The sequence below is a fragment of the Streptomyces sp. NPDC050619 genome, from assembly GCF_040654815.1.
In the GTDB taxonomy this organism is placed as follows: domain Bacteria; phylum Actinomycetota; class Actinomycetes; order Streptomycetales; family Streptomycetaceae; genus Streptomyces.
In genome coordinates, this window is the sequence record NZ_JBFAIR010000025.1 from 112837 (window position 1) to 125732 (window position 12896).

Annotated in this window: 11 protein-coding genes; all 11 read right to left on the minus strand. The window is 71.2% G+C overall.

The window, feature by feature from the left end; translation table 11 throughout:
* Positions 1–2: 2 nt before the first annotated feature.
* The 11 genes from AB0I77_RS34395 to AB0I77_RS34445 all read right to left on the minus strand — a co-directional run bounded on the left by AB0I77_RS34395 (position 3) and on the right by AB0I77_RS34445 (position 12858).
* The gene (locus AB0I77_RS34395; protein WP_363286687.1) at positions 3–941 is read right to left on the minus strand and encodes a UbiA family prenyltransferase; all 939 of its coding nucleotides are present in this window, start codon (positions 939–941) and stop codon (positions 3–5) included.
* Complete coding sequence (locus AB0I77_RS34400) at positions 938–3625, minus strand: PEP/pyruvate-binding domain-containing protein (RefSeq protein WP_363286688.1); 2688 nt, start codon at positions 3623–3625, stop codon at positions 938–940. Before AB0I77_RS34400 ends, AB0I77_RS34395 begins: the two co-directional genes overlap by 4 nt.
* A 94-nt stretch (positions 3626–3719) precedes the next feature.
* Complete coding sequence (locus AB0I77_RS34405) at positions 3720–4400, minus strand: isoprenylcysteine carboxylmethyltransferase family protein (RefSeq protein WP_363286689.1); 681 nt, start codon at positions 4398–4400, stop codon at positions 3720–3722.
* Positions 4397–5275, minus strand: a complete 879-nt coding sequence (locus AB0I77_RS34410) for an AfsA-related hotdog domain-containing protein (RefSeq protein ID WP_363286690.1) — start codon at positions 5273–5275, stop codon at positions 4397–4399. The genes AB0I77_RS34405 and AB0I77_RS34410 overlap by 4 nt, the downstream gene beginning before the upstream one ends.
* Before the next feature lie 18 nt (positions 5276–5293).
* Positions 5294–6304, minus strand: coding sequence for a beta-ketoacyl-ACP synthase III (locus AB0I77_RS34415; protein ID WP_363286691.1), 1011 nt, complete (start codon positions 6302–6304; stop codon positions 5294–5296).
* A 54-nt stretch (positions 6305–6358) separates the two neighbouring features.
* Complete coding sequence (locus AB0I77_RS34420) at positions 6359–6748, minus strand: hypothetical protein (protein WP_363286692.1); 390 nt, start codon at positions 6746–6748, stop codon at positions 6359–6361.
* A 216-nt stretch (positions 6749–6964) separates the two neighbouring features.
* Positions 6965–8044 carry a hypothetical protein gene (locus AB0I77_RS34425; RefSeq protein ID WP_363286693.1) on the minus strand — a complete coding sequence of 360 codons (1080 nt, stop codon included), beginning with the start codon at positions 8042–8044 and terminating at the stop codon, positions 6965–6967.
* 244 nt (positions 8045–8288) lie between these two features.
* Positions 8289–9194: a PfkB family carbohydrate kinase gene (locus AB0I77_RS34430; RefSeq protein ID WP_363286694.1), complete on the minus strand. Its 906-nt coding sequence runs from the start codon at positions 9192–9194 to the stop codon at positions 8289–8291.
* Positions 9191–10498, minus strand: coding sequence for a radical SAM family heme chaperone HemW (gene hemW / locus AB0I77_RS34435; protein WP_363286695.1), 1308 nt, complete (start codon positions 10496–10498; stop codon positions 9191–9193). The genes AB0I77_RS34430 and hemW overlap by 4 nt, the downstream gene beginning before the upstream one ends.
* Positions 10499–10508: 10 nt before the next feature.
* Complete coding sequence (locus tag AB0I77_RS34440) at positions 10509–11570, minus strand: beta-ribofuranosylaminobenzene 5'-phosphate synthase family protein (RefSeq protein ID WP_363286696.1); 1062 nt, start codon at positions 11568–11570, stop codon at positions 10509–10511.
* Positions 11551–12858: a TrpB-like pyridoxal phosphate-dependent enzyme gene (locus AB0I77_RS34445; protein ID WP_363286697.1), complete on the minus strand. Its 1308-nt coding sequence runs from the start codon at positions 12856–12858 to the stop codon at positions 11551–11553. The genes AB0I77_RS34440 and AB0I77_RS34445 overlap by 20 nt, the downstream gene beginning before the upstream one ends.
* Positions 12859–12896 lie beyond the last annotated feature (38 nt).

Genomic DNA, 12896 nt, shown 5'->3' on the forward strand with positions numbered 1-12896 from the left:
GGTCACGGAGTCAGGCCGGACGACGCCCAGTGGGCGACGGGCACCGCGAGGAACAGCACATAGCCCAGCAGCGCCGGGCCGGCCGGCGCGTACCGCACCGTGCGCCGGCCGCGCCAGCGCAGCCACCCCCAGACCGCGCAGGCCAGCGGGACGGTGCACGCGGCGACCCACCCCGCATCCCACTCCTGCCAGACGGCGGCCACCACCGCCCGCAGCACACATGCCGCGACCAGCAGGCCGGCCGCCAGGACCAGGCTTCCCGAAGCGCCGACGGCGGTGGAGTAGAGCTTCTCCCCCGGCTGGGCGAACTCGGGGCGCACCGTCTTGCGCGCCACCTCCCAGGACGAATACGCGAGCACGAACGTCAGCACAGCGCAGAGCAGCGCGGGCCAGGACGCCCGGGCCGCCCCGGCGGCGTACGCGAGCGTGACCGCGTAGCCGACCACCCCCGTCTTCAGCTGGATGGTGACCGCGATGTTCCGGTGCATGCTGTCGCGGAACCATGCCGACGTCTGCTCCAGGCGGAGCAGGAACAGGCTGTAGGCCATGATCAGGGCCGCCGTCACCGTCGTCGCCGCGCCCGCCCCAGCGGCCAGGACGGCGGCCGCCCCCGCCGCTCCCCCGAGGTACCAGACGACCTGTCGAGGGCCGACCACGCCGGTGACGAGCGGGCGCGAGGGGTGGAACACGCGGTCATAGTCGAGGTCCTTCACCTCGTCGACGACTCGCATGAAGAACAGTACGCACACCAGACCCAGCAGTCCCGACACGACAGCTGAGGCGGAGCCCGCCGCGCTGGGCTGCGCCGACGGACCGGAGCGGTCCGCCGGCACGAGGGTGCAGAACACCGCGGCCGGCAGGAGCAGCACGTACACGCTGTACAGGCCGAGCGGGAACCGCTTCACGAAGAACCGCCCGAAGAGCAGCAGTTCGTGTCTCACGCCGCGTCCTGGATAACCGTGACGTGGCCCGTCGCGCCGTCGATCTCCAGCAGGCTGCCGTCCACGATGTCCATCGCACCCGGCACCCCCACGATCGTCGGGATGCCGAACTTGCGGCCGGTGATGGCCGTGTGCGACAGCATGGAGCCGCGCTCCACGACAATCCCGCGGGACGCGAGCATCAGATACAGCCAACCCGGATCCGTCTCCCGGGCGATCAGGATGCTGTCCGGTTCCAGCGCGGCGTCCAGCGACGGGCTCAGGACCACCCGGGCCCGGCCGCGGACCCGGCCGGGGCACGAACCGAGCCCCTTCAGCACGGTGCCGGCGTCGTTGTCGGGAGCGTCGACGGACCGTGCGTGGTGCGGCACAGACAGTGCCACCACGTCGGCGGTGGCGAACTCGCGGAGCGGCTCCAGCCGCGTCGCCCGCTCCAGGTCCCGCCGACGTACCTCGACCAGGCCGGCCAGGTCGTACGTCGAGCCGGAGCCGTCCACGAAACCGAACAGCTCGTCCAGGTCGAGCAGGAACACGTCCTGCGGGTCCGCGAGGACGCCGCGTTGGTGCAGCTGGGTGCCGAGGGCGAGGATCACCTGCTTGCTGTAGCCGAACAGTTCGCTGCGCAGGTACCGGCCGGCCTCTCGGTGGTAGAGGTGTGTCCGCAGCCGGGCGAAGAGCAGCCGCAGCAGGGCGCGCGCCGCCGGACGGTCGGGCAGCAGGCGCCGCAACTCCGCCTCGCCCTCCGCCCGGTTGCGCCGCTCGGCGCCCTCCAGCTCCACAACGGTCATGCCCGACGCGACGTATTGCCGCACCAGCTCGACCAGGTGCCAGGGAGTGTCCCGGAGGTTGGGGCGCTCCAGCTTCAGCTCCTCGATGCCCCGGTCGCCGTAGCGGCGCAGATGAGCGCGGAACTCGGCGGTGAATGCCGCCGGGAACCGCCCCGCGTCCAGCTCCGCCCAGACCTCCCTGGCCCCGCCGGTGGTGAACCGTGCCGACAGCTCTGGATCCCGGCGCACCCGCTCAGCCAGCCGTACTGCTTCCAGGGCTATCTCCGCGCCCTTCAACTGGCGTCCTCCGCACAGCAGTTGACTGAAGAGCGTCGCGTACTCCCGCACCCCGTTGCGCTCCAGGACCTGCTCGATCAGCTTGTGGCACACCACCATGAACTGGTAGTTGACCAGCGTCACCCCCCACAGGTCGCCCGCGCGCCGCCACACCTCACGGAAGTCGGCGACGAGGACGAGCGGATGCTGGTCGGCAGAGGCGGCGCCACGCCGCTCGCGCACAATCCGGTTCCAATCCCGGTCGAATGCGGTGAAGTCCGGTACCAGAGTGGCAAGGTTGCGGGCCGCGCGGCCCCAGCTGCGAGCCAGTCGAGCGTGGTGCCGGGCACGCCCCAGGGGCGTCGCGGGCGGTGGCGCGGGCTCGGCGTACGCGGTGTCCAGCTCGGCTACCAGCCGCTCCCAGTCCCGGCGCAGCCCCTCGAAGAGCGGCAGGACAGCGAGCATCTTCGTGAATGAGGTGATGCTGTGGTAGATCCGCCCGTCCACATAGCCGAGCAGCCGGCCCGTCGTCTCCCGCAGGCCGTGCAGTTCGCGCTCGCTCACCCCGCACCTGCGCAGGTAGTCATGGTTGAGCAGACCGTAGAAGCGGCGGGCCACCGAGTACGTCATCGGTGTGGTGGTTCCTGGGAAGCTCTCGGCCACGTTGGCGTTGCTCCACACTCGGTGCCGGCCCGGTTCGAGGACAACCGGCCGGGACTGCACCACGTGCACCCGGCCGTCGGGGGTGAGCGTGGCCTCGATGTCCTGCGGAGCGCCGAAGAGCTCCTCGATACGGCGCCCGAGTCCGGCCAGCTCCACGGCTTCGGCGTCGCTGAGCACCGGCACGTGTCGCAGCGCTTCGGGTACGTCCGCTTCCCGGAGGCCGTGTCCCTGCCCGGTGTCGAGAGTGAGCATCGTCGTCTTGCCGGTGACGACGCGGTCCACGGTCCCGGCGCGATCGACGAAGAAGTGGTCGGTGGCCGTCTTCTCCTGGACGACGCCCTCGCCGATGCCCCAGCCGGCACTGATCACGGTCCGGCGCTCATAGGTCGCGGGGTCGCAGGTGAACAGGACCAGCGACCGTTCGCCCAGGACCATCCGCTGCACGCCGACGGCGACGGCAAGGCCCTGTGCGCTCAGGCCCAGCCGGTGCCGGTACAGCAAGCCCTCGGGCGAGAACGCCGACGACCAGCAGCGCGCCACTGCGGCTGGGATGCCGTCCCGGGGCACGTAGAGGAAGCTGTCGCTCATGCCGGCGAAGGCGTGCGCGCCCGAGTCTTCAGCGTGTTCCAGCCGTTCCGCCAGCACCGAGGAGCGGACTGCGACGAGTTCGTCCCCCGGAAACTGTCGGTCCACGGCGGCGGTCAGCGCCTCGTGCAGTGAGGTGTCAAGGGCTGTCTCCTCGACCAGCCGACGGACTTCGGCGCTGACGCGGCAGACGTCCTGCCAGTCGTCGGGGTTGACCTCACGCAGCAGCTCGGCGATGCGGTCGGCGACGGGGGCGACGGCCCGGTGGAACGCCTCGCCGGTGAGGCAGAACAGGGGCGGCACCGTGACCCCGGCGCCGTACAAGGACTTCAACCGGGCGAACTTCCAGCCCACGTGCTCGGGTGCCATCGGGTCGTCGAGCGTCTCGATCATTCGCCGCCACCTCATCGTCCGTGTCTCATCGTGCATGTCCTGGTCGTGCATGTCCTGGTCGCCGGTGGCTTCGCCGCCGGTCCGTCCGCCACGTTCACCACACGAAGGGCACGAGACGCTTGCGGTCCCGGGCGAACTCGCGGTATCCGGCGACTTGGGCGAGCGCCGTCTCCTCGGTGCGGATGCGGTACACGACGGCCGGCAGGAAGGCGCCGAGCAGCAGCGCGACGCTGACCGGGTTGAGGAAGAACGTCACCAGTCCGACATGGGCGAGGAGCATTCCGGTGTACGCCGGGTGGCGAAGCACGCGGTACGGGCCGGTGTCGGTGATCCGGTGATCGTGGACGGTGCGGACGCGGTGCGAGTAGAACCGGCCCAGGGTGCGGATCGAGAGCAGCCGGAGGGCGGCACCCGCTGTCAGCAGTCCGACCGGCACGAGCATCCAGGGCTGCCAGGGGCCGTGCGGCAGGGGCCCGTACAGGGCGGCGACGAGGGTGGCCAACCGGGCTGCGCCATACAGCTGTTCGCTGCCGCGGTCTTGCTCAGAGGCGGGTTCGCCCGCGGTGCGCAGGCTGATGCGGGTCTCCAGAGCGACCCAGATCAGATAGAGGGTGATCAAGGTGGCGGCCGGGGCACGCACGTCCGCCGGGGCGGAGTGCAGGATGCGCACCAGGGCGCCCACGAGGGCCAGCGCGCCGGCCACCAGCAGGACGGCCGGAAACCGTCCGGTGCGGGTCGGTCCGTTTCGGGTCCCGGCAGTACCCTCCGGGCTCATCGTGCGGCCCCCCGCGGTCCGGGACCCGTGGCCGCGGGCCGCTTCCGGGTAGCCTCGCGCAGCCTGCGGTATACAGCGGCCGGCACGGTCCGTCCGGTGCAGGTGACCGTTCCCCGGCGCTCCTCACCGTCGAGGAGTTCGCACACCACGGTGTGGTCACGACCGACCCGCCGGGGGCGGCAGCAGAGCACGGGCGGCCCGGCCCAGGCCGGGCCCGGCGACAGGTCGACATCCAGCCGAGACAGGATGAACTGATGGTCCAGTGGTACGTCATGGACTGCGTGCAGGATCATTATGGACGCCTGCCGGCACGCCTCGACCAGCACGGTGAGGGGGTGCACGGCGGCGGTCTCGGCGCCCGGCGCCGGCTCCAGCACCGGGGTGACAAGGGTCTCCGGGCCGGTCCGGTGCAGCGGGCCGACAAGGATCTGGGCGACCGCCCGCTTGTGCACGAGGGCAGGGGCGGCGTGCGGGGGGCGCCCGCCGGCCGGCGACGAGGCCGGCAGCGGGGCGTGGACGGCACCCGGCGTGCAGGCCAGGCCGCCCAGGCAGACGTCCGTACCGTCCTGGACGACACGGATGGAGACCGGGTGGCCGGGGTCCGCGGCGGCGCCCAGCCGGAGCCGGACGGGGCGGTCCTTCTCACAGAAGCGGTCGAACTGCATCCACAGGCGCGTCACTTCCGGCCGGTCCGCGAGCGGTCCGTCGAGCGCTCGCGCGGCGCGCACCGCGCCATCCAGCAGCAGCATCGCCGGGACGTGGTCGAGGGGGTGGTCGAAGAAGAACGGGTCGCCCTCGTCGACGACGAGTTCCGCGCCGTGTCCCGGGCTCCGTAACGTGTCGCGCGCCGAAGGCGCCCGCGTGCTTACCGTCATTGCGTCTCCAAGGGTTGGTCAGGGAGCGACGACAACCTGCGCCGAGTAGCTGAGGCCCGAGCCGAAGCCTGCGGTCAGGACGAGTGCCCCGGGCCGGACGCGGCCGGCGGCGGTCAGAGTGTCGAGGGCGAGCGGAATCGAGGCGCCGGAGACGTTGCCGTCCTCCCGGACCGTGCGCGCCACCTCAACCGACGCGGGCAGCCTCAGCGCCTTCACCGCCGCATCCACGATCCGCACATTGGCCTGGTGCGGCACGAACGTCTCGATGTCCTGCACCGTCACCCCGGACGCGGCCAGGGCCTGTCCGCACACATCGGCAACGGCCCCGATGGCCCAGCGGAACACCTCCGGTCCGGCCATCTCCAGGAACGGCCAGCGCACCAGCGGGTCGCTCCGCACCTCGGCGAAGGAGCGGCTCTGCCGGATGGCACCCAGGTGCTCGGTGTCGGTCCCCCACACCACGGGCCCGATACCCGGCTCGTCGGCGGGTCCGACCACCGCGGCGCCCGCGCCATCGCCGAAGATGAACGCCGTCGAGCGGTCTCGGGGGTCGACGATGTCGCTCATCCGCTCTGCCCCCACCACCAGTACGTGCTCCGACTGCCCGCAGGCCACCAGGTCCCGGGCGACCGCCAGGCTGTGCGAGAACCCGGCACAGGCTGCGCCGAGGTCGAAGGCGGCGGCACCGCGCGCCCCCAGTTCGGCGACGCAGGCCGCCGCCGCGGGCGGCGCCTGGTGCAGGTAGGACATGGTGCAGAGGATGACGCAGGAGACGTCGGAGGGGGTCAGACCGGCCGCACTCAGCGCCTTTTCCGCGGCTCGCGCCCCCATCACGGGTATGGTCTCGTCGCCGTCGGCAAAATGTCGGGTCCTGATTCCGGAGCGCTTCTCGATCCATTCCGGATCGGAATCGATGAGTTCGCAGATTTCCCTATTACCGACCACGTTCCCCGGGCGGTACGAGCCCACTCCCAGGATCCGCGAGAACCGGCTGGACGAGGGTCGAATTCCTTGTGTCATCGATTTCATCCGTCCCACTCGCGGGCCATCACGTACGAGCCGTCACATCCAGCTTCCTATTCATCAAAAGGGCTGCGATCCGAAAATGTCAATGAATGAAAGGCCAGGACGTTTGCCCCATTGATTCGACGGGCGCGGAATTCCATTATGGATGTGAGATCCGTCAGCCACCGTCCGCGTGGCAACGGGTTCGCCGTCCAGGGAGCGGTGCAGCGCCTCGATGCCGTGGGTGAGCGGCAGCAGCCCAGCCACCGTGTCGGTCCACCCGGGCAGGGCCGGCGCCGGCACCGCGCCGCTGAGGACCAGGATGAGATAGAGCGCGGCGTTGCCGTACAGCAGCTCGGAGCGGCCCAGCAGCGCCAGCGCGCCCACGGCGGCGCCCGCGCACAGGGTGGTGAGCGCCATGACCGCGTACGCCCCGGTGCGGGCGAGCAGCACCCGCAGCACGGGCACGCGTCCGACGAGCAGCGGAGCGAGGGTGCGTTCCTCCCGGTCCAGGGGCTGAACCCCGCTCGCCCCGATTGGTCAGGGGCGTCTTGCCGGCATCGTTCTCCCCGAGCAGGGCCACGATCTCACCCTCGGCGACGGTGAGGTTCACCCGGTCCAGGGCGGTGACCCGGCGGCCGGAGGAGACGAAGTCACGGCCCAGACCGACGACTTCGACGGCGGTCACGGCGCGTCCCGCGGCAACTCGACGACGCCCAGCTCCGCGAGAGCGGCCACCGCACCGGCCAGTTCCTCCTCGGAGACGTCGGCGTCGAGGGCGCGGGTGAACTCCGTATGCACATCGGCCGCTCCGGCGCCCGTGCACAGGCTCCACAGGTATGCCATGGGATCGGTGAGGTCGTAGGCCGTGTTCGGTCCGGCCAGCACGAAGCCGTCGGTGAAGCGGAGCAGACTGTGGTACGGGCTCTGCGTCGGGCCGATGCCGGGTCCCCTGGGCAGCCGGAGCTCGGCGATGTCCCCGGTGCCGTTCCCGCCGCGGGTGGTAGCCACGCCAACCAGGGCGACGGCGAGGGTAAGCCGGCGCCGGACGACGGCCTCCGCGTGTCCGGTCAGGCCGTCGAGCGGCACTGGCTCGTGCAGCAGTTCCCAGATGGTCGGCAGGTTCGGGCCGAGCAGCCGATACCGGGCGACGCGGCGCAGCAGGAACTTCGGCCCGATGTACAGGTCTCGTTCGGCGGAGAGCAGCGCGTCCAGGCCGGCCTCGACCGCGCCGCGGGCGGCGAGCAGCGCCGTGTACGGGTCGCCGATGGCAAGGACCCCCGCGGCGTCCTCGGCCAGGCCGGCGACCACGAAGGCGTTGCGGTAGATCACGACTTGGGCGACCACGTCGCGGTCGGGTCCGGACGGGGCGTCCTCGCCGGTGCGTCCCACGGGGAGCCGGCCGGCCACCGCGTAGCGGACGATCCTGGTCATCTCCGCGTGGTCGAGGTCTCCCTGGGAGCGGTCGGTCCGGGTGATGGCGTACCGCGCCATCGACGCGGCTCGGGCCTCCCAGACGGCGAGCGGCAGGGTGGTGAGGTCAAGACGGCGGCCGCCCGCAACATGCTGGCGGGCCGTCTGCGCGGTGTCGTGCACAGCGACGATGTCGAGGTCGGACTCGGCGTGGCCGAGACCGACGGAGAGACTGCCGACGACAAAGGCGCCCCGGCATCCGTCGGGGTAGGTCCGGGCGACGAGGTCGACTGCCTCAGCGGTGTCCTCGGGCGTGAGGTATTTGTCGTCGATGGCGTGCTGTTTACTCAATCCTCTCAACCTCGTCGTCTGTCTGCACAGGTCCTTCGGGGGGAAATGCCGAATCGGCGTGGCGGACACTTTGACGGGCATCAACGTGTGCCCGCCACGCCGAGAGGGGTGTTACGTTTCGGCGCGAACGGTTACCGCGCCTTGTTGCCGTTGCACGTGCCGGCCTTCTTGATGTCGAACTTCATGGCTCTGGATCCCCCTTCCTGTCGTTCGAAGGGCACCGGAGGGTGTCTTCCGGTGCGTTCTAGGCGGCGGGGACCACCGCGGCTTCGGACAGATGGCGGCCGGCCTCGTCGGCTCCGGCCTGCGCGCATCGTCCCGGTGCGGCTCCTGCCAGGGCGGCGGCGAGGAAGCCCGCGTGGTAGGCGTCCCCCGCTCCCGCGGTGGGCAGCCCCGACGGCACGTCCGGGGCCTGAGTGTGCACGGCCTCCGGCATCCCGGGGCCCGCGGTCCAGCTGCCGTGCTCGCCGCAGGTCACGGAGACCAGCCGGGGAGGCCCAAAAGCGCGCCGGGACAATCGCTCGCACGCCTCCCCGCCGGTCCTCGTGCCGGTCTCCTCGAGGGCCCAGTGCTCTGCCGCGACCAGTACGTCAGCGTGGTCCAGCAGCGCGGAGACCCCGGAGGAGACGTCACCGCGGCCCGCGTTGAGCGAGACGGTGGTGCCGCGTTCCTGGGCCAGGGCGCACAGTTCGGCGGCGACCGGCAGGAAGCGGCCGTTCACGTGGACAGCGTCCGCGTCCTCGACGAGCCGGGGCAGCAGCGGACGCAGCGCTGTCTCCGCCGCCCGCTCCAGCGATGCGGGCAGGTGCCACAGCAGCGTCCGGCTCGGCGGCGACTCCAGGACCAGGCAGGAGGGGCTGGATCCGGGCACCGTCACCACGTGCTCCCGGCCGACCCCGCGATCGTCCAGCTGGCCGAGCAGGAAGCGGCCGATCCAGTCGTCGCCCACCACGCCCGCCACGGCGGTGTCGGCGCCGAGCCGCCGCAGCGCGGCCAGCGTGTTGGTGGTGGCCCCGCCCAGCCGGAGGTCCATCGCCGCGACGCTGGGGTCGTGCTCCTGAACGAGCGGGACCGGGCAGACCACCCGGACGTCCGCCATCACCAGGCCGAGGCCCACGACCCGGGGCCGACGGCCCGGTGCGGCGGTCACCGGTCCACTTCCACGATGGGCAGACCGCGCCGGGACAGGCCCAGGGACTGGCGGTCGTCCGGTGCCGTGTAGAAGAGCTTGCCGATGTTGTTCACCTTGCGGATGCCCTCGGCGCTGAGCCGCAGCAGCCGGCCGTCGCGGACGACAAGACCGTTCTCGGTGAGGGCGGTCAGCTCCGGCCCGAAGACGGTGTCGACGTCCACGCCGTACTGGCGGCGGAAGCGGTCGGTGTCGAAGGGGTTCATCCGCAGGCCGAACATCATGGTGCGGCGCATCCGCGCGGGTAAGTCGAGGACGGAGCCGGCCGTGGTGGCGGCGCCGTTGGTGCGGGCCTGCTCGATGTAGTCGCCGATCGAGTAGGCGTTGATGGTGTGCCGGCCGTCGAGGTAGGTCACCGCGCTCGGGCCGACCCCGACCCATTCGCCGTCCTCCCACTGGAGTTCGGTGTACCGGCAGCGGGGTGTGGTGCGGCGGACGAAGTCGAAGACGTTGTAGTGCTCGTAGCCGTTCTCCTCGAAGATCTCCCGGGCGGCCTCGAACATCTCCTGCTCGACGTCCTCGCCGGGGATCTCCAGTTCGCCCTTCTGAAGCCGGGACCAGAGCACGGTCTGCTCGCGGATCCACAGCGGGTAGAAGCTGATGTGCGCGGGGTCGCAGGCGAGCGCGTCGCGCACGGAGCGGCGGACGTCCTCGACGTTCTGGCCGGGCAGCCGGTAGATCAGGTCGAGGTTGATGTTGTCGAAGCCCGCCTCGTGGGCCAGCCGCAGCGCCTCCCGGGCCTCGGCGGCGGTGTGGTCGCGCCCGATCTCCTTGAGCACGGCGTCGTTGAAGGACTGCACTCCGATGCTGAGCCGGTTGCCACCGGCGGCGCGGAACAGCCGAAGCTTCTCGCCGCTGAGCGAGGCGGGGCTCCACTCCATGCTGAATTCGCAGTCGTCGGTCAGCTCGAACGACGAGGTGATGACGGTCAGCAGGCGATCGAGCTGGCGGGTGGCCAGCAGAGAGGGCGTGCCGCCGCCGATGAAGATCACGTCCAGTGGGCGTCCGGCCACCTGGCCGCGCTCCCGCACGGTGCGGATCTCATTCTCCAGGGCGTCGAGGAAGACGTCCATCTCGTCGTGCAGGTCGTCGCCGACCTTCACCTTGTACTTGCAGAAGTGACAGCGGTGGGCGCAGTAGGGGATGTGGGCGTACAGCCCCATCGTGGGCCGCGCCCACGCGGTCTCGGGGTTCATCGCGGTGATACGGGCGGGATACCAGCGCACGTAGTCGCGCTCGATCTCCTCCAGCTCCGACTGGTCCATGGGGGTCGCCTCACTCCTCGGGAAGTACGGTGGCTGCGGGGCCGCCGAAGGTCGTGGTGGTCAGTGAGGCAAGCGGCAGTCCGGCCCGGTCCGCGGCGGCGCGGATCCGTCCGGCCAGTTCCCCGTCGTCGTGCCGGGTCCGGTCGTAGACGGCGTACACCAGCGGCCCGGTCGAGCTGAGGCCGCCGCCGACGGCGCCTTCGGCGCGCATCAGGTCGACCAGTGGCCGCCACCGGCGCAGCTCCGCCCGCTGCCAGTGAGCCTGCTTCCACCCGATGTCCTGAAGCCGGGTGAGGCCGTCACCGAAAGCGGCCAGGTCGCCCTCCTCCAGGGCGGGCAGCAGCCCCATGAGGACGGTGTGCGCGACCGCCTCGACGGCGGGCAGCGGCACCGGGGTGTGCGCGGCCATGAAGTCCCGTTCGGCCGCGCCCTCCAGACCGTGGACCCCCTCCGGCAGGGCCAGGACCACGCCCCAGTGGGCGGGCGGGTTCCTGGCGTACAGCAGCGGGGGGACCGGCAGGCCCTCGGCGAAGCGGCTCGGCGCGAACGCCTCCTTGTCGCGGGTGCGGTGGCCGCCGTCCACGAGGAAGCCGCCACGGGTGAAGGCGTGCACGCCGATGCCGGAGGTGCCGCCGCGTCCGGACAGCGCCACCAGTTCCCGGTCGCCCAGGTCCAGGCCCTCCAACTCGGCCAGGCCGCGCAGCGCGGCGAGCCGGAGCTGGGTGCCCGAGCCGAGGCCGCTGTGGGCCGGGACCGTGGAGCGCAGCCGGACCCGGGCCGGGGCCGGGACACCGAGGGCTGCGGCGGCGTGCCGCACCGCCGCGGCGGCTCGCTCGTTCCCTGCTCCGGCGGCCTCGTCCTGGTGCGGCGGTCCGCCGCGGGCCAGGACGAGGCGCAGTCCGGGGTCGGCCACCGCGAAGCCGACGCTGCCGTCGCGGCGGCCGACCGACCCGTTCATGTCGATGAGCGTCACATGCACCCGGGACGACGTCCGGACCTCCACCGCGTCGGGGACGGACGCCGCCCGGTGACGGGACAGGAGTGGGGCTGGGTCAGTCGAGGTCGAGGACATCCGCGTACCCCTGAAGGTCCAGGTAGCCGTGGCCACTGAGGCAGATGACGATGGTGCGCGGCTTGCCGCCCTGCTTGGCCTCGTCGATGGCGGCGAGGATGGCGTGGGAGCTCTCCGGCGCGGGCAGCACGCCCTCGGTGCGCAGGAACAGCTGACCGGCCTCGAAGACCTTCTGCTGGTCGAAGGAGCGCGGGGTGATCAGGCCGTGCTTGACGAGGCTGGAGAGGATCGGGGTCTTGCCGTGGTAGCGCAGACCGCCGGAGTGAATGGGCGGCGGCACGAAGTCGCTGCCGAGGGTGTACATCGGGATGCGTGGGGTCTGCCGCTCGGAGTCGGCCCAGTCGTAGCGGAACTCGCCGGTGGTGAGTGTGGGCACCGAGGCGGGTTCCGCGGCGATGCACAGCGGCCGGTCGGCGCCCGTGACGAAGGGGGCGACGAAGCCGGTGAAGTTGCTGCCGCCGCCGACGCAGCCGACCAGGACGTCGGCGCCGACGCCGGCCTGCGCAAGCTGTGCCTGGGTCTCCAGGCCGATGACGGTCTGGTGCATGGCCGCGTAGTACGACATGCAGCCGAGTGCCAGCCGGTGCGAGGGGTCGTTGCGGACCAGCTCGATGGCCTCCGCCATGCCGATACCGAGGCTGCCAGGGCTGTCCGCGTCCTTGTCCAGCACGCCGCGGCCGGTCTTGGTGGTGCGGCTCGGCGAGGAGATGACCTCGGCGCCCAGCATCCGCATGAGGTTGCGCCGGTAGGGCTTCTCGTCGAAGCTCTTGCGGACCATGAACACCTTCAGCTTGATGCCGAAGGCGGCGCAGGCGAGGGCGAGGGCGGTGCCCCACTGGCCGGCGCCGGTATCCGTGACAAGCGTCTCGACACCGTCCTGGGCAGCGTAGTAAGCCTGCGCCAGCGCGGTGTTGAACTTGTGGCTGCCTCCGGGGTTGAGGTCCTCACGCTTGTAGAAGATCTGATGCGGGGTGTCGAGGTACTCCTCCAGGCCCTTGGCCCGGACCAGGGTGGAGGGCCGGTAGCGCCGGTAGGTGCGCAGGACCGGATCGGGCACCTCGATCCACGGGTCCGTCGCGTACCGGCCCTGCAGGAACTCGATCTTCAGACACTCGGTGGGCCAGAGCCAGTCGTAGTCCTCGGTGAGCGCGGGCCGGTCCTCCGTCGAGTGCATAGGAGGGTCGATGTCGTAGGGCAGGTCGACGACGAGGTTGTACCAGCGCTGGGGCACCTCGTCCTCGGACAGGACGAAGCGGTTGGCTGCGGAACGCTCCTCGGCAATGGTCACCGCTCACTCCTAAGAAGGTCGGTTCTCGGATCTGGTGG

Coding starts and splice junctions, on each gene's coding strand:
- AB0I77_RS34405 (WP_363286689.1), bottom strand. CDS start 4,400: ATGAGCCCGGAGGGTACTGCCGGGACCCGAAACGGACCGACCCGCACC.
- hemW (WP_363286695.1), bottom strand. CDS start 10,498: ATGGACCAGTCGGAGCTGGAGGAGATCGAGCGCGACTACGTGCGCTGG.
- AB0I77_RS34415 (WP_363286691.1), bottom strand. CDS start 6,304: ATGAAATCGATGACACAAGGAATTCGACCCTCGTCCAGCCGGTTCTCG.
- AB0I77_RS34440 (WP_363286696.1), bottom strand. CDS start 11,570: ATGTCCTCGACCTCGACTGACCCAGCCCCACTCCTGTCCCGTCACCGG.
- AB0I77_RS34410 (WP_363286690.1), bottom strand. CDS start 5,275: ATGACGGTAAGCACGCGGGCGCCTTCGGCGCGCGACACGTTACGGAGC.
- AB0I77_RS34400 (WP_363286688.1), bottom strand. CDS start 3,625: ATGATCGAGACGCTCGACGACCCGATGGCACCCGAGCACGTGGGCTGG.